Origin of the sequence: Thermococcus sp. M36, from assembly GCF_012027355.1 — an archaeon.
GTDB lineage: Archaea > Methanobacteriota_B > Thermococci > Thermococcales > Thermococcaceae > Thermococcus.
On record NZ_SNUH01000001.1, the window covers coordinates 1,353,506 to 1,372,817 of the forward strand.

At 54.7% G+C, this 19,312-nt stretch carries 22 protein-coding genes and 1 tRNA gene; 18 read left to right on the forward strand and 5 right to left on the reverse strand.

The genetic code is table 11. From position 1 onward, the window contains the following. Positions 1–49: 49 nt before the first annotated feature. The gene (locus E3E36_RS07605; protein ID WP_167894604.1) at positions 50–220 is read left to right on the forward strand and encodes a class III signal peptide; all 171 of its coding nucleotides are present in this window, start codon (positions 50–52) and stop codon (positions 218–220) included. 14 nt (positions 221–234) lie between these two features. Here E3E36_RS07605 and E3E36_RS07610 read toward each other — a convergent pair whose 3' ends face one another. The 4 genes from E3E36_RS07610 to E3E36_RS07625 all read right to left on the reverse strand — a co-directional run bounded on the left by E3E36_RS07610 (position 235) and on the right by E3E36_RS07625 (position 6,112). Then, positions 235–2,529: a TRAP transporter fused permease subunit gene (locus tag E3E36_RS07610; protein WP_167894605.1), complete on the reverse strand. Its 2,295-nt coding sequence runs from the start codon at positions 2,527–2,529 to the stop codon at positions 235–237. Positions 2,530–2,531: 2 nt separating this feature from the next. Further along, a complete protein-coding gene (locus E3E36_RS07615; RefSeq protein ID WP_167894606.1) occupies positions 2,532–2,987 on the reverse strand; it encodes a DUF1850 domain-containing protein in 456 nt (151 codons plus the stop codon). An 18-nt stretch (positions 2,988–3,005) separates the two neighbouring features. Continuing rightward, complete coding sequence (locus E3E36_RS07620) at positions 3,006–4,037, reverse strand: TAXI family TRAP transporter solute-binding subunit (RefSeq protein ID WP_167894607.1); 1,032 nt, start codon at positions 4,035–4,037, stop codon at positions 3,006–3,008. Between the two features lie 161 nt (positions 4,038–4,198). Continuing rightward, a complete protein-coding gene (locus E3E36_RS07625; RefSeq protein WP_206203496.1) occupies positions 4,199–6,112 on the reverse strand; it encodes a KamA family radical SAM protein in 1,914 nt (637 codons plus the stop codon). 372 nt (positions 6,113–6,484) lie between these two features. On the opposite strand from E3E36_RS07625, the gene E3E36_RS07630 reads away from it, so the two are divergent. The 8 genes from E3E36_RS07630 (at position 6,485) to rpl12p (ending at position 11,915) form a co-directional block, all read left to right on the forward strand. Beyond that, the gene (locus tag E3E36_RS07630) at positions 6,485–7,303 is read left to right on the forward strand and encodes a D-aminoacyl-tRNA deacylase (RefSeq protein WP_167894608.1); all 819 of its coding nucleotides are present in this window, start codon (positions 6,485–6,487) and stop codon (positions 7,301–7,303) included. A gap of 121 nt (positions 7,304–7,424) precedes the next feature. Then, positions 7,425–8,546: a cell division protein FtsZ gene (gene ftsZ, locus E3E36_RS07635; RefSeq protein WP_167894609.1), complete on the forward strand. Its 1,122-nt coding sequence runs from the start codon at positions 7,425–7,427 to the stop codon at positions 8,544–8,546. 36 nt (positions 8,547–8,582) lie between these two features. Then, positions 8,583–8,768: a protein translocase SEC61 complex subunit gamma gene (locus E3E36_RS07640; RefSeq protein ID WP_167894610.1), complete on the forward strand. Its 186-nt coding sequence runs from the start codon at positions 8,583–8,585 to the stop codon at positions 8,766–8,768. A 19-nt stretch (positions 8,769–8,787) separates the two neighbouring features. Next, the gene (locus tag E3E36_RS07645; protein WP_167894891.1) at positions 8,788–9,246 is read left to right on the forward strand and encodes a transcription elongation factor Spt5; all 459 of its coding nucleotides are present in this window, start codon (positions 8,788–8,790) and stop codon (positions 9,244–9,246) included. 26 nt (positions 9,247–9,272) lie between these two features. After that, on the forward strand, positions 9,273–9,764 hold the full coding sequence (locus E3E36_RS07650) for a 50S ribosomal protein L11 (protein ID WP_167894611.1): 492 nt from the start codon (positions 9,273–9,275) through the stop codon (positions 9,762–9,764). Positions 9,765–9,843: 79 nt separating this feature from the next. Then, on the forward strand, positions 9,844–10,494 hold the full coding sequence (locus E3E36_RS07655; RefSeq protein ID WP_167894612.1) for a 50S ribosomal protein L1: 651 nt from the start codon (positions 9,844–9,846) through the stop codon (positions 10,492–10,494). Positions 10,495–10,499: 5 nt separating this feature from the next. After that, positions 10,500–11,519 carry a 50S ribosomal protein L10 gene (locus E3E36_RS07660; RefSeq protein WP_167894892.1) on the forward strand — a complete coding sequence of 340 codons (1,020 nt, stop codon included), beginning with the start codon at positions 10,500–10,502 and terminating at the stop codon, positions 11,517–11,519. Positions 11,520–11,597: 78 nt separating this feature from the next. Continuing rightward, the gene (gene rpl12p / locus E3E36_RS07665) at positions 11,598–11,915 is read left to right on the forward strand and encodes a 50S ribosomal protein P1 (RefSeq protein WP_012571140.1); all 318 of its coding nucleotides are present in this window, start codon (positions 11,598–11,600) and stop codon (positions 11,913–11,915) included. Between the two features lie 38 nt (positions 11,916–11,953). On the opposite strand, the gene E3E36_RS07670 is transcribed toward rpl12p, so the two are convergent. Then, positions 11,954–12,394 carry a hypothetical protein gene (locus E3E36_RS07670; RefSeq protein WP_167894613.1) on the reverse strand — a complete coding sequence of 147 codons (441 nt, stop codon included), beginning with the start codon at positions 12,392–12,394 and terminating at the stop codon, positions 11,954–11,956. 94 nt (positions 12,395–12,488) lie between these two features. Here E3E36_RS07670 and E3E36_RS07675 point away from each other — a divergent pair. From E3E36_RS07675 to E3E36_RS07715, 9 genes are all read left to right on the forward strand, one after another. After that, positions 12,489–12,564, forward strand: a tRNA-Arg gene (locus tag E3E36_RS07675). A 126-nt stretch (positions 12,565–12,690) separates the two neighbouring features. Continuing rightward, on the forward strand, positions 12,691–13,158 hold the full coding sequence (gene dcd / locus E3E36_RS07680) for a dCTP deaminase (protein WP_167894614.1): 468 nt from the start codon (positions 12,691–12,693) through the stop codon (positions 13,156–13,158). 336 nt (positions 13,159–13,494) lie between these two features. After that, positions 13,495–13,698, forward strand: coding sequence for an archaeal histone HpkA (gene hpkA / locus E3E36_RS07685; RefSeq protein ID WP_167894615.1), 204 nt, complete (start codon positions 13,495–13,497; stop codon positions 13,696–13,698). Positions 13,699–13,762: 64 nt separating this feature from the next. Further along, complete coding sequence (locus tag E3E36_RS07690; protein ID WP_167894616.1) at positions 13,763–15,037, forward strand: TIGR04013 family B12-binding domain/radical SAM domain-containing protein; 1,275 nt, start codon at positions 13,763–13,765, stop codon at positions 15,035–15,037. Positions 15,038–15,204: 167 nt separating this feature from the next. Beyond that, entirely contained in the window at positions 15,205–15,426 is a 222-nt protein-coding gene (locus tag E3E36_RS07695) for a hypothetical protein (RefSeq protein ID WP_167894617.1), read from the forward strand. 52 nt (positions 15,427–15,478) lie between these two features. Further along, complete coding sequence (locus tag E3E36_RS07700) at positions 15,479–15,880, forward strand: toprim domain-containing protein (protein ID WP_167894618.1); 402 nt, start codon at positions 15,479–15,481, stop codon at positions 15,878–15,880. Further along, positions 15,877–17,259 carry a DNA primase DnaG gene (dnaG, locus tag E3E36_RS07705; RefSeq protein ID WP_167894619.1) on the forward strand — a complete coding sequence of 461 codons (1,383 nt, stop codon included), beginning with the start codon at positions 15,877–15,879 and terminating at the stop codon, positions 17,257–17,259. The genes E3E36_RS07700 and dnaG overlap by 4 nt, the downstream gene beginning before the upstream one ends. A gap of 82 nt (positions 17,260–17,341) precedes the next feature. Next, complete coding sequence (locus E3E36_RS07710) at positions 17,342–17,518, forward strand: hypothetical protein (protein ID WP_167894620.1); 177 nt, start codon at positions 17,342–17,344, stop codon at positions 17,516–17,518. A 41-nt stretch (positions 17,519–17,559) separates the two neighbouring features. Further along, entirely contained in the window at positions 17,560–19,278 is a 1,719-nt protein-coding gene (locus tag E3E36_RS07715) for a glutamate--tRNA ligase (RefSeq protein ID WP_167894893.1), read from the forward strand. The last annotated feature ends 34 nt before the right edge of the window (positions 19,279–19,312 follow it).

The following is a 19,312-nucleotide window of genomic DNA, read 5'->3' on the forward strand; positions in this document are numbered from 1 at the left end:
GCCGGCAGGGTTATTAAGGATGAACCACAAAAACAGTGCGGGGGTACCTATGAGGACGGCGCAGGCCGCGGTGGAGTACCTCTTTATGCTGGTTGCTGTGATGGTTATAGTCCTCGTTGTCATACGGTACCTGCGGGAGTCTTTGGGCACCGCCAGCCGGCAGATGGACGAAGTCTCGGACGAGATCCTAAGAAACTTCGCCAATTTGACGGGCGGATAGTAAAAAAGAAATGCTCAGGATCTTCTCTCGTATACTATCAGGCCCAAGAGGAGCGCGAGTTCCAGCCCTACTGGGACTACGTGGAGCGACGCCGCGACGAGGCTGAGGCCTATCATGACCGCTCTTAGGACTTTTGGTACCGTGAGGCTCTTGAAGTGCCCTGTTATGGCAATCGCGAGTATGTACATTATCAGAATCGTTGCCGCTAGGTAGTACAGAACCCTCAGTGCCACCTGGGGCGTCCACTCCGAGACGGTTATGAGGAACATCTCCGGATGGGTGAAGTAGATATACGGCCCTATGTACCCTGCCAGTGCGTATTTAACCGAGTTTATGGCGGTCTTCCAGAAGTCTCCCCCCGCCAGCGCTGAACCCGCATATGCTGCGAGGGCGACGGGTGGCGTGAGGTCTGCTAGTATTCCGAAGTAGAACACGAAGAAGTGTGCCGCGAGGAGGGCTATCGCCGTGCTGTATCCCGGCACGGAGGCGTCATATATCGGGTTGCCTGCGACTGCAGTGTAAACCGCTGGGGCGGCGACGAGGGAGGTTATAACGTAGTTCGCCGTCGTTGGGACGCCCATACCGAGGATGAGACTGAATATCATTGCCATTATCAGGAGCAGGAGCAGGTTTCCGCCGGCGAGGTCAACGAGCTTGTAGCCAAGGGACGTGACCAGGCCGGTCATCGTGAGGACGCCCTGTATCAGACCCGCACTGGCCGCCGCCAGCATCACAGTTGTGCTGGTCTTGCCCGCGTCTATCATTGACTCGTATGTGGCAGTGTACATCTTCTTGCCGCCCTCTGTTCCCGACTTGTAGCCCACAACGAGGGAGAAGATTATTCCGAAGGTTCCGCTCATCAGCAGTATCTCTTCCTTCCTCATATAGAGCAGCTTTCCGAGAACCGCCATCAGTATGAACAGCATGCTTATGTAGAACTTCTCGTTGAACTCTGCCTTGTCAGTCAGCAGTGCCGCGGCCACGAGTACCACTGCCAGAACAATGAGCACCGCCCCAACTGGGGTGGCGTACTCCCTGCTGGTGAACATCAGCACTGTTGTTATGAGCGCTATCGCCACATAGAAGTGTTCATGTCCTGGTATCTCGTCCTTTGATATCCACGCGACCCAGATTGCGATTCCCAGAGAGGAAACCGCCGCTATATGGGGCGCAATTCCCCAGACAAGGGCCACGGTGATGACCACTATTGGCAGCAGGATGTAGAGCTTCCTTAGGAAGTACTTCAGCGGTTTGAAGTGCTCCCTGGGCATACCCTTGAGTCCAAGCCTCTTGGTCTCAAGATCTATGAAGAGGTAGACACCCGTGTAGTATATCAGCGCCGGTAAAACCGCCGCTATGATGAGCTTGTTGTACGGAACCCCCAGGAACTGGGCCATGATGAAGGCTGCCGCACCCATGACGGGGGGCATTAGCTGTCCCCCCGTCGAGGCCACCGGCTCGACGGCACCGGCTATCTCTGGTGGGTAGCCGGCCTTCTTCATCAGGGGTATCGTGAAAGTGCCCGTCGTCAGGACGTTGGCGACGCTGGAACCGCTGACGGTTCCCATCAGTCCGCTTGAAATGACCGCCGCCTTCGCCGGCCCTCCCGGCCGGGTTCCGAACAGGCTTATCATGAACTCGGTTATGTAGTCGCTGACCCCTATCCTCAGCAGGAATGCCCCGAAGAAAACGAAGGCGAAGACGTAAATCGTCATGACGTAGAAGGGTATCCCGAATATTCCCTGGTCGAGGTAGAGGTACTGGACGATCCTGGTCCAGTTATAGCCCGCGTCCCTGATGCCGTAGAGGAGGAAGACCACCACGATGGTGGGGAGTATCCATCCTATCGCCCTCCTCGTCGCTTCGAGGACGAGTATTATTGCGAGTATTCCGAAAATAACGTCCATCTGGTTCACGTCGTAGTACACCATGTACGTCGGCCAGCGCCAGAACTTGTAAAATGCCGCCGCGAGCCCCAGTAGTATGAGTGCGTAGTCGAACCACTGAACCTTTGAGAGGTACTTCTCCTTTTTCCGTATTGGGTACCTCAGGATGGCTATGACAAATATCATGCCGAGCACGAAGGCCATTACCTGCTGATCTTGGAAGTCGAGCTTCAGAAACTCCATCTCAACGCCCAGTTTGCTGAATATTGAGTACAGGAGGAATGTGAAGTTGAATATAAAGAGGATTTCAAATATTCCAATGAGTATTGAGGCCGAGTTGATGACTTTTTCCAGTTTCTCGGGCAGTGTTCGGGTGGCTTCAAGCTTTATCCTCTTCTCTATAGCCTCCAGATCTTCCCCCACTCTCAACACCTCCTAACAGTTAAAACGATCCCAGGCACGTTCACGGCCTCTATACGGAGGACGCCGGCCTCCGCTGGCTGGATGAATACGCTGCTGCCGTCAATCTTTACAGTAAAGTTGTTCAGCGGGATGAACCAGTACTCCCAAGATTTTCCCAGAAACCTATCAGCGAGCTTGACGTAGAATTCCCCGTCCCGGTAGTCGAAATCCATGGGCTGTCCCGCGAGGAACTCCTGCCATTTTTCCATCGTGAAGTATATCCCTCTGTTGGAAATTCGATACACGTCAATGACCTTGGTCAGTGAGACGCTGTGGGTGTAGCTGACTTCGAGCACGGTCTGGCCCCGGAGGGGATAGTAGCATTCCGTCCCATTGAAGGCTATCCCGACTGCGGGAAAGGGATACATGGCCAGGGCGACAGCGAGAAGTGCCAGTAAAAAAATGAAAGGTTTTTTCAACCTCTCACCCCTCTGAGATCAGGGTTTGACGTCCTCGGGGACGGTTATTCCCTGCTCCTCGTAGTACTTGATGGCCCCAGGGTGGAGCGGCACCATGAGACCGTCGAAGGCGTGGTTGATGTCTATCTGCTTCGCGACCTGGTGGGCCGTTGCGAGGTCGTCGATGCTAGTGTAGAGGATCTTGGTCATCTCGTAAACGAGGTCGTCGGGGAGATCCTTGTGGACAACTAGGGTTGACTTGACGGCTATGGTCTGGACATCGGTGTCCATCCCGTTGTACGTCCCCGCGGGTATGGTTACCTTGACGTAGAACGGGTATCCCTGGTCGTGGAGCTTCTGGATAACGTCATCCGGAACCGGGATGAGCCTTACCGGAACCTTAACCGCTATCTGGTTGATGGCCGGCGCGGGGTATGCGATGACGGTGAATTCGGCATCAACCTGGCCAAGAACGAGGCTCTGGGCGGCCTCCTCGAAGGTCTGGTAGATCGGCTCTATCTTGTCCCAGACTCCGGCGGCCTTGAGAACCCTCTCGGCGGTTGCGGCCACACCGCTTCCTGCCGCGCCCACAACGACCTTCTTGCCCGCGAGGTCATCGAGGGTCTTTATGTCGCTGTCAGCCCTGACGACTATCTGGACAGGCTCGGGGTAGAGGGTTCCTATGGCACGCAGATCCTTGATGGGCCCGCTCTTCTCGAACTGGTAGAGCCCGTTCCAGGCGTAGTACGTAACGTCGTTCTGGGCTATTGCCGCCTGGGCCTCACCTTTGCCAACGGCGAGACAGTTGGCAACGCTGGCACCGCTGGTGACAGCCTTAGCGTAGATCATATCGCTCTTCTTGTTTATCACCTTGGCGTACATTGAACCCAGTGCGAAATAGACGCTACCAGGGCCGGAACCGGTGTAGATGGTGAGGACGTACTTTCCGTCGTCGGTCTTTTCAAGGGTCAGCCCCTGGGCTGTCGTTTCTTCACCGCCGGTGGTGCAGCCGGCGGCAACAACGGCCAAAAACAAAACAAACATCAGACCAATGGCGGTCCACTTCCTCATTCTTTACCACCCCCTTAACGGCTGACGCCCACGTGTGCGCAGGCGTCTAAACATGTACATGTATCGCAGTATATGCACACTACAGGGTTATATATTTTTTGGCCTGTTGGAAGTTTTACATACAATTAAACAAATATTAAAGAGTAAATAATGAAAATTTTTCAGTAATAATACCAGATCGTCCAGTAATCGTTCGGATCCTCACCAATGCTCTCCAGGTAGTCGAGGTACTCCTTGATTGGAACGTCGGGGTAGGTGTAGAGCTTGGTCTCGCTGATGCCCTTCTCCCACGGGTGCATGAGGTATATCCTGCTGCCGTCGGGTCTTATTCCGACCAGCTCCCTGTCCTGCCATGCACGGAGGTGGTTCTTGCCCATCCTGGGGACGTTGAAAACGGGCTCGTCCGGCCTGAACTGTCCCGGCAGGAGCCTTGCCTCCTCCTTCCTCTCCTGGACGACCCTAGCTATGGGCACGAGGTAGTCCTTCTGCTCTATCTTGCCCTTCGGATAGAAGGTGTAGTACGGGTCGATGCCCACTTTCTTGAGGGCAATCCTGAGGGCCACGTTCTCAAAGCGCCTGCTGACGTTCCTCTGGTAAACGAGCTGGTTGTAGATGTATATCCCCTGCTTCCTCAGCTTGTACGTGGCCTCAGCGACCTCAGGAGTTACCTCATAGGCGGTCTCGAAGTGGGTCGAGATGGCGACGTTCCTCTTCCCCGGCTCTATGTATGATCCGAGAATCTCGGCGAGGCTGTCGGTTATTCTCATTGGAACCGTGACGAGTATCCTGGTTCCCCAGCGGATGTTCACGACGTGATCCATCTCCGCAAGGCGGGACATTATCTTGTCGATTATCTTGTCGCTGAGGGCTATCGGGTCTCCGCCGGTTATGAGGACGTCCATCATGGAGTCGTGCTCGGCGAACCAGTCCAGGGCTTTCTCTATCTTGTCCCATCCCGGGAAGGAGCCAGCCATGAATGGCTCAAGGACCTCCCAGTTCCTCTGGCAGTAGACACATATCTGCGGGCAGGTGTCATAGGCCTTGAGGATGGCAATGGTGACGTACCTCCTGGTGACGAGGTCTATAGGAGATGTGTCATGTTCGCCCATGAAGTCGAAGTAGTACTCCCTGTCCTCCCTGTGGACTATCATGTTGTCCATGTACCACTCCGGCGGCATTACCTGCCTCCTCACGTGCCTGTCGTACCTGTATGGCTCCTGGAAGTCCCACAGGTGGAGGTAGTGGGGCGTTATTCCCCATGGGATGCGGTATTTAACGGCGAGCTCAACCTGCCTGAGGTCGTCCTCCGGAACCTTGACTATGCCCAGTTCGTTGAGCTCCCTCAGGGTTTCGAGACCCTTCTCCCTCTTGAGGACGTGGGAGAACTGCCAGCGGTAGTCGAACCACTCGTCCTCGGTTATGCCAAAGTACTCCATAAGCTGTTCTCTCTGCCTCTTCCTCTTCTCGATAATCTCCCTGTCGAGGCCGCTCGGGTACTTCTTGAGGTAGCTCCTTATGTAGTTCCATTCCTTATCGAGATACTCGGAGCGGGCCAATGCCGCCTTTCTGCCCTTTATCTTGCTGAAGTCCACGAATTTAATACCTGCCGCTTCAAGCTTTGGCCCGAGCCAGCCTTTGGAGTAGCCGCTGACACCAGCCATGGCCTTGAAGAGGTGCCTGAACTCCTCGACGAAGCCGTCGGTTATTATGCTCAGGACGTGCTTGTCACCCCTAGTGGCCTTCCACAGGTATTCCAGCGTGCTGAAGCCCGCCGCCTTCTCCCCGTATTCGGAGATTATGTTCAGGAAGACACTGGTGGCTTCGATTCCGAGCCATCTGTCTATTGGATCAACGTTGATCTCGCCGTTTTTGTACTTCCACAGGAGCTCCTCGGCGAACTTGGACAGCCTTTTTCTGGCTTCTTCAAGTGTGTTGCTGGTGAGCAGGATTTCTCTGATTTCCGGGAGTGGTTCAAAAACCTCCAAAAACCTCTCGTGCTCCACCCCCTGCTTGAGGCCCCAGGGGGACTCCTCCACGTTAAATGTGGAGACGGCGCTTTCCATCCGCTTCTCCATCCTCCCACCTCCGCCTTCCGGGCGGTGTTTCTCGGGGACATTGGTGTACCTGTCCCTTCATGGATGTCCCGTTATCGCTCATAATGGCCTCTAATGGCTATATATATTTTACTTTTACTCTTGAGTAAAACACGACATTTTTCAAAATTTAAAGCAATAGTTGCGAATATTTTACATATTTTTCCCCAAAATCTTGAAAAATTGCTAAAGGTTGATTTAACTTATGTCAAAGTGGGGACTTTCGGTTTATATACGTAAAGTTTAAATTTTATATAAATCCCCAGAATTTGGGGCCTAGTTTCAACCTTTTTCAAGGCACTGGAACAAAAGCATTATAATGTGGGAACTCTAGGCACCCTCGGGGAGTGATCAATGAAGGTGATAATGACAACCAAAATTGACCTTGCCTCGATGAACATAATGGAAAAGCTCATTGAGAACTTTGGGTTCAGAGAGACCGAGAAGAGATTCGACGGGAACCCAGTCTACTCAAGGGGTGACATCTTCATCCTTACTACCAACGGCGAGATGATATACTACGACAACCTCGATGCGGAGGTTGAGAGACAGCTCGGCCTTAAGCCGGATATGATAGTCTTCGCGTCCAGGCACTCCAGCAGGCAGAAGATGCCCTCACTCACCACCCACGTGACAGGGAACTGGGGCAAAGCGATGTACGGCGGAAAGGATGAGAGCCTTGCTGTGGCCCATCCGGCTGCGATGAAGCTCGCCCTCATGAAGATGAACGAGCTTAACGACCTCGGCTGGACGGTCTGTTACGAGGCGACGCACCACGGCCCGAGCGAGCTGGAAGTGCCGAGCCTTTTCATAGAGATAGGCTCAAGCGAGGAGGAGTGGGTTATAGACAGGGCTGGGGAGATAATAGCTGAGTCAATAATGTACGTTCTAGAGAACTATGAAAAAGCTAAGTTCCCAGTAGCCATAGGGATAGGTGGCGGGCACTACGCGCCCAAGCAGACGAAGAGGGCGCTTGAGACAGACATAGCGTTCAGCCATATAGCCCCAAAGTACGCCCACCTCTTGAGCAGGGAGCTTCTCCTGAAGGCTATTGAAAGGACATGGGGCGGAGTCAATGCCATTTACGTTGATTGGAAGGGGAGTAAAGGCGAAACGCGGCAGATGGCTAGGGCCCTTGCCGAAGAACTCGGCCTGGAGTTCATAAGGGACTGAATAATCGAAATCTTTAAAGATGTTAAGCGGGATTTAAAAAACAGCACCTGCCCTTAGCTAAATTTATATACTTCCTGCCTACAAAGTGGAACAGATGTTAAATTGCCCGGAGGGTGAAAGGATGCTGAAGCTGATTGAAGATGCCATTGAAAGGACCTCTGCTGGCCTTAACAAGGCTCCTGAGACACAGGTTCCTCAGACTGACATTGATGAGGAGCTTAGGAGGATTCTTGAGCAGATACAGGCCAAAATATATGTCGTTGGTGTCGGCGGTGCCGGCTGTAACACCATTAACAGAATGATGCAGGTCGGAATTCAGGGGGCCAAGGTAATTGCAGTCAACACCGATGCCCAGGACCTCCTTAAGGTTCGCGCCCATAAGAAGATACTCATAGGCAAGGAGCTGACGAGGGGTCTCGGTGCTGGAAACAACCCCAAAATGGGTGAGGAGGCCGCGAGGGAGAACGAGAGGGACATCCGGGAAGCCCTCGAAGGTGCTGACATGGTATTTATAACCTGCGGTCTCGGCGGTGGAACCGGTACCGGTGCGGCTCCGGTCGTTGCTGAGATTGCCAAGAAGATGGGTGCCCTGACCGTCGCCGTTGTGACACTTCCCTTCACGGTGGAGGGTATAAGGCGCATCAAGAACGCCGAGTACGGTCTCGAGAGGCTCAGGAAGAACAGCGACACGGTTATAGTTATACCGAACGACAAGCTCATGGAGGTTGCTCCTAACCTGCCCATACACATGGCCTTCAAGGTCGCAGACGAGATACTCGTCCAGGCCGTCAAGGGCATCACCGAGCTCATCACCAAGCCGGGACTTGTTAACCTCGACTTCAACGACGTCAGGGCAGTCATGAAGGACGGCGGCGTTGCGATGATAGGTATCGGCGAGAGCGACAGCGAGAAGAGGGCCCTCGAAGCTGCCCAGCAGGCACTCAACAGCCCGCTCCTCGACGTTGACATAAGCGGTGCCAAGGGTGCTTTGATCAGCATCAGCGGAAGCGACGTCAAGCTCGAAGAGGCCCAGCAGATAATAGAGCTCGTCACGAGCAAGCTCGACCCGGAGGCCCAGGTCATCTGGGGTATCCAGCTCGACGAAGAGCTCGGCAAGATGATAAGGATCCTCATCGTGGTCACGGGGGTCAGCTCCCCCTACGCCGTTGCCGAGGAGGAGGTCTCCTACTACTCCGAAGATACCGAGAGAAAAGTTATTAAGCTCGACCTTGAGGAGCTTTGATGTCCTCCATTTTCAAAATTTAACGGGGTGACGGGAGTGGCAACAACCACGGAAAAGCTTAAAAGCTTCTTCGCGGAATCGCGGAGGGTTTTGCTGGTAACAAAAAAGCCGGGAATGAAAGAGTTTAAGATGGCCGCCAAAATCACCGGCATTGGGATGATACTGGTCGGCCTTATCGGGCTTGTGATCCGTCTTATCGGCTACGTCATCACCGGCTCCTGAGCCGGTAAGGGTGGTGGAAATGAGCGACGGCAGGATATTTACAGTGCGCGTCACAGTGGGTCAGGAGGAGACAACGGCCAAGCTGATATACAGTAAGGTTAAGACTTACAACCTTCCGGTCTATGCCATACTGGCGCCCTCGAAAGTTAAGGGCTACATCTTCGTCGAGGCGCCCAGCAAAAGCGCCGTTGATGAGGCGATTAAAGGCATACGCCACGCCAAGGGCACCCTTCCGGGCGAGATAAGGTTTGAGGAGATTGAACACTTCCTTGAGGAGAAGCCCGCTGTGAGCGGCTTCGAGCCTGGCGACATCGTTGAGCTCATCGCCGGCCCGTTCAAGGGCGAGAAGGCGAAGGTCGTCAGGGTTGACGAAGCAAAGGACGAGATAGTCGTCGAGCTGATAGGCTCAATCGTCCCGATCCCGGTCACGGTGAGGGGCGAATACGTTAGACTTATAAGTAAACGCCAGAAGGAGTGAACGGTCAACAGACAGAGGTGAGAAAAATGGCACAGGTTGTTGAGGTGCTCGTTGAGGGAGGGAAGGCTTCACCCGGACCCCCGCTCGGTCCCGCTATCGGTCCTCTTGGACTCAACGTCAAGCAGGTGGTTGACGAGATAAACAAGGCCACCAAGGACTTCGCGGGAATGCAGGTTCCCGTCAAGATCATCGTCGAGGACCCCAAGAAGAAGACCTTCCGCATTGAGGTCGGTGTCCCGCCGGTCAGCCAGCTCATCAAGAAGGAGCTCGGCATACCGAAGGGCTCCAGTGAGGCCGGCCACAGCCCAGTCGGGAACCTGACCATGGAGCAGGTCATCAGGATAGCCAAGGCCAAGGCCGAGCAGATGCTCGCCGCCGACCTCAAGGCTGCCGCCAAGGAGGTCATAGGAACGGCGCTCAGCATGGGCGTTACGGTGGAAGGCAAAGACCCCAGGGAAGTCCAGAAGGAGATTGACGAAGGCGTTTACGACGAGATTTTCGCCAACGCCGAGGAGTGAGGGAAAAGTTTAAAAATCCCTCTTTTTACGCATCTTTGACTTTTTGAGGCTTAAATCAAAACCGAAAGGAGGGCTGTAAATGGCCTTTGACAGACAGAAACTCGTGGAAGCGGTGAAGGAGGCGAAGGCCCGGGCTAAGCCGCGCAACTTCACACAGACCGTCGAAGTGGCAGTCAACCTCAGGGATATAGACCTCCGCAAGCCGGAGAACAGGTTCAAGCTTGAGGTTGTGCTGCCCCACGGTCGTGGGAAGGAGCCCAAGATCGCGGTCATCGCTGATGGTGCCGTTGCCGAGGCGGCTAAAAAGCTCGGGCTTGATGTGATTAGTGGAGAGCAGCTTGAGGAACTTGCCAAGAGCCCAAGACAGGCAAGGAAGCTGGCGAAGAGCTACGACTTCTTCATAGCGGCCGCACCGCTGATGCCGAAGATCGGTAGGTACCTCGGTAGGTACCTCGGTCCGAGGAACAAGATGCCGCAGGTAGTTCCGCCGACCATGACCAACCTGGAGCCGATCGTCGCCAGGCTCAAAAGGACCGTCAGGATACAGCTCAAGAACAACCCCGTGGTGCATGCTCCGATCGGGACGGAGGATATGGACGACGAGAAGCTCGCCGAGAACGCCGAGGCCGTTCTCAACGCCATCATCAACAAGCTGGAGCGCGGCGAGAACCAAGTGAAGTCAGTGTACGTCAAGACCACCATGGGACCGGCCGTTAAGGTGGAGAGGTGAGGGAGATGGCCCACGTAGCCGAGTGGAAGAAGAAGGAAGTTGAAGAGCTCGCCAACATCATCAAGAGCTACCCAGTGATAGCACTGGTGGACGTGGCCGGCGTCCCAGCCTACCCGCTCAGCAAGATGCGTGAGAAGCTCCGTGGCAAAGCCCTGCTCCGCGTTAGCAGGAACACTCTCATCGAGCTCGCCATTAAAAGGGCCGCCCAGGAGCTAGGAAAACCGGAACTTGAAAAGCTCATAGACCACATTCAGGGCGGAGCCGGAATACTCGCCACTGAAATGAACCCCTTCAAGCTCTACAAGCTCCTTGAGGAGAGCAAGACCCCGGCCCCGGCCAAGCCCGGCGTGCCGGTTCCGAGGGACGTCGTTATACCTGCAGGGCCAACGTCAATAGCTCCGGGCCCGCTCGTCGGTGAGATGCAGGCCCTTGGAATCCCGGCGAGAATCGAGAAGGGTAAGGTCAGCATACAGAAAGACCACACCGTCCTCAAGGCCGGTGAGGTCATCACCGAGCAGCTCGCGAGGATACTCAACGCCCTTGGTATCGAGCCGCTCGAGGTCGGCCTCAACCTGCTCGCGGCCTACGAGGACGGCATAGTCTACACCCCGGACGTCCTTGCTATCGACGAGAACGAGTACATCAACATGCTCCAGCAGGCCTACATGCACGCGTTCAACCTGTCCGTCAACACCGCCTATCCGACCAGCCAGACCATCGAGGCAATCATCCAGAAGGCGTTCCTTGGCGCCAAGAACGTTGCAGTCGAGGCTGGCTACATCACTCCAGAGACCGTCGAGGACATCTTTGGCAGGGCCCTTCGCGCAGTCCTGCTCATAGCCCAGGAGTTGCCGGAGGAGCTGCTTGACGAGAAGACCAAAGAGCTTTTAAACCAACAGGCACAAATAGCCGTTGCCGCTCAGCCTCAGGTAGAGGAGAAGGTTGAGGAGGCTGAGGAAGAAGAGGAAGAGGAGGAAGCCTCCGAGGAGGACGCGCTCGCCGGACTGGGCGCGCTCTTCGGCTGAACTTTCCATTTCCCTCGTATCCCTGAACGAATCCGTGTGAAATGAATGAAAAAATGAAGATGATTGGAGGTGCGAAAAATGGAGTACGTGTATGCCGCTCTGCTGCTCCACGCCGCTGGTAAGGAGATAACCGAGGAGAACCTCAAGGCCGTCCTTGAGGCTGCCGGAGTTAGCCCGGACGAGGCCAGGATAAAGGCTCTCGTTGCCGCCCTTGAGGGCGTCAACATCGACGAGGTCATCGAGAAGGCTGCCATGCCGGTTGCCGCCCCGGTCGCCGTTGCCGCCGCTCCGGCCGCTGGCGCCGAGGCCGCTCCGGCTGAGGAGGAAGAGGAGGAGGAAGAGGAGGAGGCCAGCGAGGAGGAGGCCCTCGCTGGACTCGGTGCCCTCTTCGGCTGAACTCCCTTCCTCTTTTGTCCGCCCTCGGGCGGACACCCTCAAAACTTTTCTCCGCGGTTCTTAATGATCCAGAATGCAACCCATATCCGTCTGTATCTACCTGGGTCGAGCTTTCTCCTGAGCATTTCAAGGAACACCACCAAGGTCAGGAAAAACGTGACCGTGACGAGGGCCTTTTCGGTGGAGCCATTGAGGCTTGTAACGACGTTTATCCACACCATCCCACCGAACCACATCGTCAGGAACTCGATAATCTCATAAATGGCAACTTTTCTGGGCAGGGTCTCCATCTTCCAGAGGGCGATGCCAGCCATCAGGGAAAAGAGCCCCACAATTCCGAGTATCACAGTCACCGCGTCAATTGTCTCTGCCCCATACCTGCCCGCGAGAACTGGATAAAGCGAAAACGCAGGAGCGAGGGCAAAGAACCCCACTATCGCCAGGGCGCTTACCGCGAGCAGTGCTACGCTCTTCCTCATGTCCTCCCACCAGATTAACATCGGGCATGGTAACCTAAAAGATTTTCGAAAAAGACCGCAAGGTTTATCTTTGGCCGTTATGAACCACCATCGTGGGCCCGTGGCCTAGGGGATATGGCGCCGGCCTTCGGAGCCGGTAGTCGCGGGTTCAAATCCCGCCGGGCCCGCCACAGAAACTTTGCTTTGCAAAGTTTGTTCGCCTGCATAATGCCGGGCTTTGCTCAATATAAGGGACGTTAAAACTCCAGCCGGATTCTTTTTATAGTCCTCACTCCAACGTTTGGCGGTGGTTGGTAATGATGCTCCCGGACTGGAAAATCAGGAAGGAAATTCTAATCGAGCCCTTCAGTGAGAAATCTCTCCAGCCCGCGGGCTACGATCTGCGCGTCGGAAGGGAGGCATACATAAACGGGAAGCTCATCGACGTCGAGAGCGAGGGCAAAATTGTAATCCCTCCGAAAACTCACGCCCTCATCCTGACCCTGGAGCGCGTGAAGCTCCCCGACGATGTGATGGGGGACATGAAGCTCAGGAGCAGCCTCGCCAGGGAAGGCCTCCTTGGCTCCTTCGCGTGGGTTGACCCCGGCTGGGACGGCAACCTGACGCTGGCGCTTTTCAACGCCTCCGACGAGCCTGTGGAGCTTGCCTACGGCGAGCGCTTCGTCCAGATAGCCTTCATAAGGCTCGAAGGGTCTGCGGAGAAGCCCTATCGCGGGAACTACCAGGGAAGCCAGCACCTAGCGCTTTCAAAGAGGAGGAGGTGATCTTCTCCATACACCGGCTTTTTCCTCAATTATTGCCCCTTGCCTCCATGTTAAAGTACACTAACCTTCTCCGTCTCACCTTTAGGTGTTACTTTTTTCAAGCGGACATACGGCTCCCAGGAAGCACCACCCGGGTGGATCCTCCAATGGTTCTTAATAACCCGCGCATAAATCCGGGGTGGGAGCAGATACTCCGGAATTCTCATCTCCACGAGTTAAATGTATCTAAGGGTTTATCTGACGGTAGGGCCCCGGAAACGGCTCCGTTTACCGAAAGGTTTATATATCTCCAATCCCCTAAAAAATACTGAAAAACCCTTTATGGAGGTGTTGGGAATGGCTGAGTTGCCGATTGCCCCGATTGACAGGCTTATAAGGAAGGCCGGCGCTGAGAGGGTCAGTGAGGAGGCCGCCAAGGTTCTCGCAGAGTACCTTGAGGAGTACGCCATCGAGCTCTCCAAGAAGGCTGCCGCTTTCGCCAGGCACGCCGGCAGGAAGACCGTCAAGGCCGAGGACATCAAGCTCGCCATCAAGGCCTGAAGGCCTTTCCTTCTTGATTTTTGCCGTCATCAGATTTTTAAAAGGCTCTTCTTATGGTTCCATCATGCCGGAGATAGCCATCAGAATGACCAAGCGCAACCACAACGCATTTGTCCACCTCCTTGGAGCCCTAGAGAGCCAGGGCTTTGACCTCGGAGAACTGTTAATAACGAAGGACTTCAACGAGATTCTGAAGGCCCGGCCGAAAGTCGTTCTCTACTCGTTCTTCACGGAAGAGATATGGGGAGGTCTTCCTCAGGAAATCCGGCTTCTCAAGGAGAGAGGTGCGCTGTTAATAGCTGGCGGCTATCACGCGATAGCGATGCCTAAACACACACTCGATCAGCTCGGTTTCGATATAGCGGTCATCGGCGAGGGAGAGGAAGTTCTGTATCATCTCCTGAAGACGCTCAAAGGAAAGGACTACAAAATCACCAAAGAGCTCCTCAACATTACGGGCCTTGCTTTCTACCTCAATGGCGAGTTCGTCTTTACTGGCTTTGCCAAAGTTGAGGACTTCTGGCGCTTTCCACCGTATCCGGAAAGCTTACGTCTCATTTCTCCAATAGAGATAACCCGCGGCTGCCCCTTCGGCTGCTATTACTGTCAAACTCCATACATAAAAGGCCTCCGCATGAGGCACAGGCCAATAGACCAGATTGTAAAATACTCCCGCAGGATGAAGGACATGCGCTACATCACTCCAAACGCTTTTGCCTACGGCTCACCGGGAGCGATACTGAAGCTCAACAAGCTTGAGGCCCTTCTCAAGGCCCTTCAGCCCCTAAGGAAAGAAGGCAGGCGGCTCTTCTACGGCACGTTTCCCAGTGAGGTTAGGCCGGAGTTCGTCCTTCCAGAGACTTTAGAGCTTCTGATTGATTATGCCGACAACAGGCGCTTGGCTATTGGTGCTCAGAGCGGTGACGACGCGATGCTGAGAGCCATGCACAGGATCCACAAGGCGGAGCACGTCAAAAGGGCAGTTGAGTATATGCTGGAATATGGCTTCGAGCCTGTAGTTGATTTCATCGTTGGCCTGCCGAACGAGACACCTGAAAGCCAGAGAAAGAGCATCGAGCTTATGGAGTGGATAATGAAGGAGGGCGGCAAGGTCAGGGCCCACTACTTCATGCCCCTTCCGGGAACCCCATGGGCACGGTGCAAGCCTTCACCTCTGAGCGAGGAGATGAAGAAGTTTCTGGGCAGGATGGCAGCGAAGGGCAAAATAGAGGGTTCCTGGGGCAAGCAGGTTGAGCTCTCAAGAAAGCTCCAGAGGCTTATGGAGGAGTTCTATGAGGAACCCATGAGCCACACGGTGCCGGTTAGAAACGTGTGTTAGCAATGCTTTTATGGATTCTCTTGAAAAGTTATATCGGTAGATAGCATGGAGCGCATAGACCTGTTGGGCTTCATACTCGGCTTTTTGGTGGTGTTTTATCTGCTCAGCGGGACGTAGAATGGACGCTCTCGTGGGCCTTTGTCCTAGGGATAGTTTACCTCGCCGCGGTGAAACCCAGGGTTGGTGGGGCTATCTTCTATGCTCTCTTGGGGTTTCTTGGAGGATTCTCACTCACCCTGATCCTTGGGATGACCTTGCCCCTTCCAGAAACGGTCAGGGACATCATGATGGCGGCTTTGCCGCTCACTGGATTGATCCTGGCGCTTTACTACGGCAAGAAAAGCAACTATACATGGTGGCCCCTTTTCAGGTTCATGGACAGGTTCTGAAGGCGGCCAATAAGCTTATAACCCGAACTTTCGTTTACCCCAGCGGGGCGTCATGTACGCCGAAAACTATAAAAGATTCCTGGAGCTTATAGATAAACTGCGAGAGTTTGAGGGGGCCGTCATAGTTGAGGGCCCGCGAGACGAGGTGGCTCTGAGGAATCTGGGGGTCAGAGCGGAGATAATAAGGCTCTCACGCCTGCCTCTAACCGAGGTCGCGCTCATCGCGTCATCCTTTGGGGAGGTCATGATACTAACGGACTTCGACAGAAAGGGCGAGGAACTCGCAAGGAAGCTCCTCAGGTATCTGGAAGGATATCCCTGCAGGGTTGATTCAGAAACGAGAAGGGAGCTCAGGAAAATAGCAAAGAAGGACATTAAAGGGGTTGAAGACCTCTACGGCCTCTACCTGAAGGTCATCTCCGTTTCTGGCCCCCATACGGAGGGGATTCGATGAAGAGGAAGAAGACAGTGCTTCACCACATTTTAACTGAAAAGCAGAAGTTTGAAAAAATGAAAGAGGGTGGTGGTATGTCAGCCAAAGATGAATTTGGAACCACAAAATACGTTATCTACGCTGAATTTGAAGCGAACGGCATTGTTGAAAGGCCCGACGTGGTGGGTGCTATTTTCGGTCAAACTGAGGGCCTTTTGGGTGACGATCTCGATCTTAGGGAGCTCCAGAAAACCGGAAGGATCGGAAGGATAAGGGTTGAGGTTCACACTAAGGCCGGAAAGACATACGGGACGATAACAGTTCCGTCGAGCCTTGACAGGGTCGAGACCGCGATACTTGCGGCGGCGCTGGAGACCATCGACCGCGTTGGCCCGGCCGAGGCCAAGATAAAGGTTCTCCGCATCGAGGACGTCAGGGCGACCAAGAGAAAGTACATCATAGAGAGGGCGAAGGAGATACTTGAGAGCCTGATGGAGCAGGAGATTCCTGAGACCCAGGAGCTCACCGAAGAGGTCAAGAAGGCGGTAAGGGCAAAGGAGCTCATCGAGTACGGCCCCGAGAAGCTTCCGGCCGGTCCGCACGTGCCGTTCTCCGACTCCATCATAGTCGTTGAGGGAAGGGCCGACGTCCTCAACCTGCTCAAGCACGGCATAAAGAACGCCATAGCCGTCGAGGGAACCTCGGTTCCCGAGACGATAATAAAGCTCAGCAAGGAGCGCATCGTTACGGCCTTCACCGACGGTGACCGCGGCGGTGAACTTATCCTCAAGGAGCTCCTCCAGGTGGCGGACATAGACTACGTCGCCCGCGCGCCGGAGGGCAAGGAGGTCGAGGAGCTCACCAAGAAGGAGATAGTCAAGTCCCTCAGGAGTAAGGTTCCGGCGGAGCAGGTAATCACGGAGATATTCTATAAGGGAAGGAACTTCTACGATGTGATACGGGAGAAGGAGAAGGCCAGGCCCAGAGAGGAGAGGCCAAAGGAGGCCAAACCCCAGCCGCCCCATGTTTCACCGCCGAGGCCTCCCGAGAAGCCCGAACACAGGGAGAGGGAAGAGAGGATAGTGAAGCCCATCCAGCAGCCCAAACCTAGCGAGCTTGATGAGTTTGAAGAGTTCGTGGAGAAAGTCAAGAGTGCGAAGGAGTCCATGGCGTTGCTCCTTGACAGGGACAGGAACGTCATAGCCGAGATACCCGTCAGGGAGCTCACCAACCAGCTCCGGGAGCGCAAGGATGTCTACGCGGTCGTCTTCAACGGAGTCATCACCCAGAGGCTCATAGACACAGTCAGCGAGAGCGGGATTAAATACCTCGTCGGCGCCAGGAAGTACAACGTCGTCAGGCGGCCGATAAATCTCAAAATAGTTACCTTTGCGGAGTGACTCTCTTTTCTATCATTTCTTCAGTTCTTTAGGCACAACGTTTTTGACTTGTTAGCGTAATGCCTCTTCTGGGTGCATCCGCATGAGAGTTGAGATAATGCTCTTCGGCATCGGCCTGTTGCTGTGGGGCATTCTCCTGGCGGTTGTGGGTTTTGGGATGGCTGCCCTTCTGTTTGGGGGCATCGGCATCGTCCTGATGTTCTACGAGGTCATGAGGTGGAAAGAAGAGAACGAAGAGATGGAGGGGCATGAAGACTAAACTTTATAACGTCCCCGCCTCTTCTTTTCCCGGTGGTGAAAATGGAGACTGAGACGGTTATATGGAAGTACGCGCTCATCAACGCATACCAGCACGGGGGAAAGGCAAATCCGAAGGCCGTGATAGGTAAGGTTCTCGGCGAGAATCCGGAGCTGAGACCCAGGGCAAAGGAGATAATCCCGCTGGTGAACGAGGTTGTAGAAAAAGTAAACGCTCTCTCTCCTGAGGAGCAGGAGGCAAAGCTGAGGGAGATTTACCCTGAGTTCTTTAAGGAGAAGAAGGTCAAGAAGGATGAGAAGAAGGGCCTCCCACCGCTCCCGAAGGCGGAGAAGGGGAAGGTCGTTACCCGCTTCGCCCCGAACCCTGACGGAGCATTCCACCTCGGCAACGCTAGAGCGGCAATTCTGAGCCACGAGTACGCGAGGCTCTACGGCGGGAAGTTTATACTCCGCTTCGACGACACAGACCCCAAGGTCAAGAGGCCCGAACCGAAGTTCTATGAGTGGATTAAGGAAGACCTCGAGTGGCTCGGCTTCAGGATAGATGAGATACACATAGCCAGCGACAGGCTTGAGATATACTATAGGTACGCGGAGGAGCTCATAAGGGGCGGAAAGGCCTACGTCTGCACCTGTCCGCCCGAGAAGTTCCGCGAGCTCAGGGACAAGGGAGTAGCCTGCCCGCACAGGGAAGAGCCGATCGAAGTCCAGCTTGAGCGCTGGAAGAAGATGTTGAACGGCGAGTACCGGGAGGGTGAAGCGGTCGTCAGGATAAAGACCGACCTCAAGCACCCGAACCCAGCCGTGAGGGACTGGCCCGCTTTGAGGATAATCGACGACCCAGACCATCCGCGCGTCGGCGACAAGTACCGCGTCTGGCCGCTCTACAACTTTGCCTCCGCTATAGATGACCACGAGCTCGGCGTTACCCACATCTTCCGCGGCCAGGAGCACGCGGAGAACGAGACGAGGCAGAGGTACATCTACGACTACTTCGGCTGGGAGTACCCGGTTACGGTACACCACGGCAGGCTCTCCATTGAGGGCGTCATCCTCAGCAAGTCGAAGACGAGGAAGGGAATCCATGAGGGCAAGTACCTCGGCTGGGACGACCCGAGGCTCGGAACCATAAGGGCCCTCAGGAGGCGCGGCATAAGGCCGGAGGCAATAAGGGAGCTCATCATAGAGGTCGGCCTCAAGAGGAGCGACACTACGATAAGCTGGGACAACCTTGCTGCGATAAACAGGCGCATAATCGAGCCGATAGCTAACAGGTACTTCTTCGTTGCTGATCCGATACCGATGTATATAGAGGGCTATGACGAGGAGTTCGTCGCCGAGATACCGCTCCACCCGGACCACCCGGAGAGGGGCGTCAGGAAGCTCAAGTTTGAACCCGGAAAGCCGGTCTACGTCTCGAAGGACGACATGAACCTCTTCAAGCCGGGGAGCTTCGTCCGGCTCAAAGATCTCTTCAACGTTGAGGTACTTGAGATTACTAAGGAGGGCATTAAGGCGAGGTTCCACAGCGTTGACTACGAAATAGCCAGGAAGAACCGCTGGAGGATGGTCCACTGGGTGACCGATGGGAAGCCCTGCGAGGTTCTCGTCCCACAGGGCGACGAGCTGATAATTAGAAAAGGCCTCCTAGAGAACGACGCCGAGCTGAAGGTAGACGATATCGTCCAGTTCGAGCGCTTCGGCTTCGTCAGGATTGATGATGTCGGAGAAAAGATCGTTGCGATATTCGCCCATAAGTGATCGTATTTTCCTTTGTTTTCCTTTTTAGCTCCAG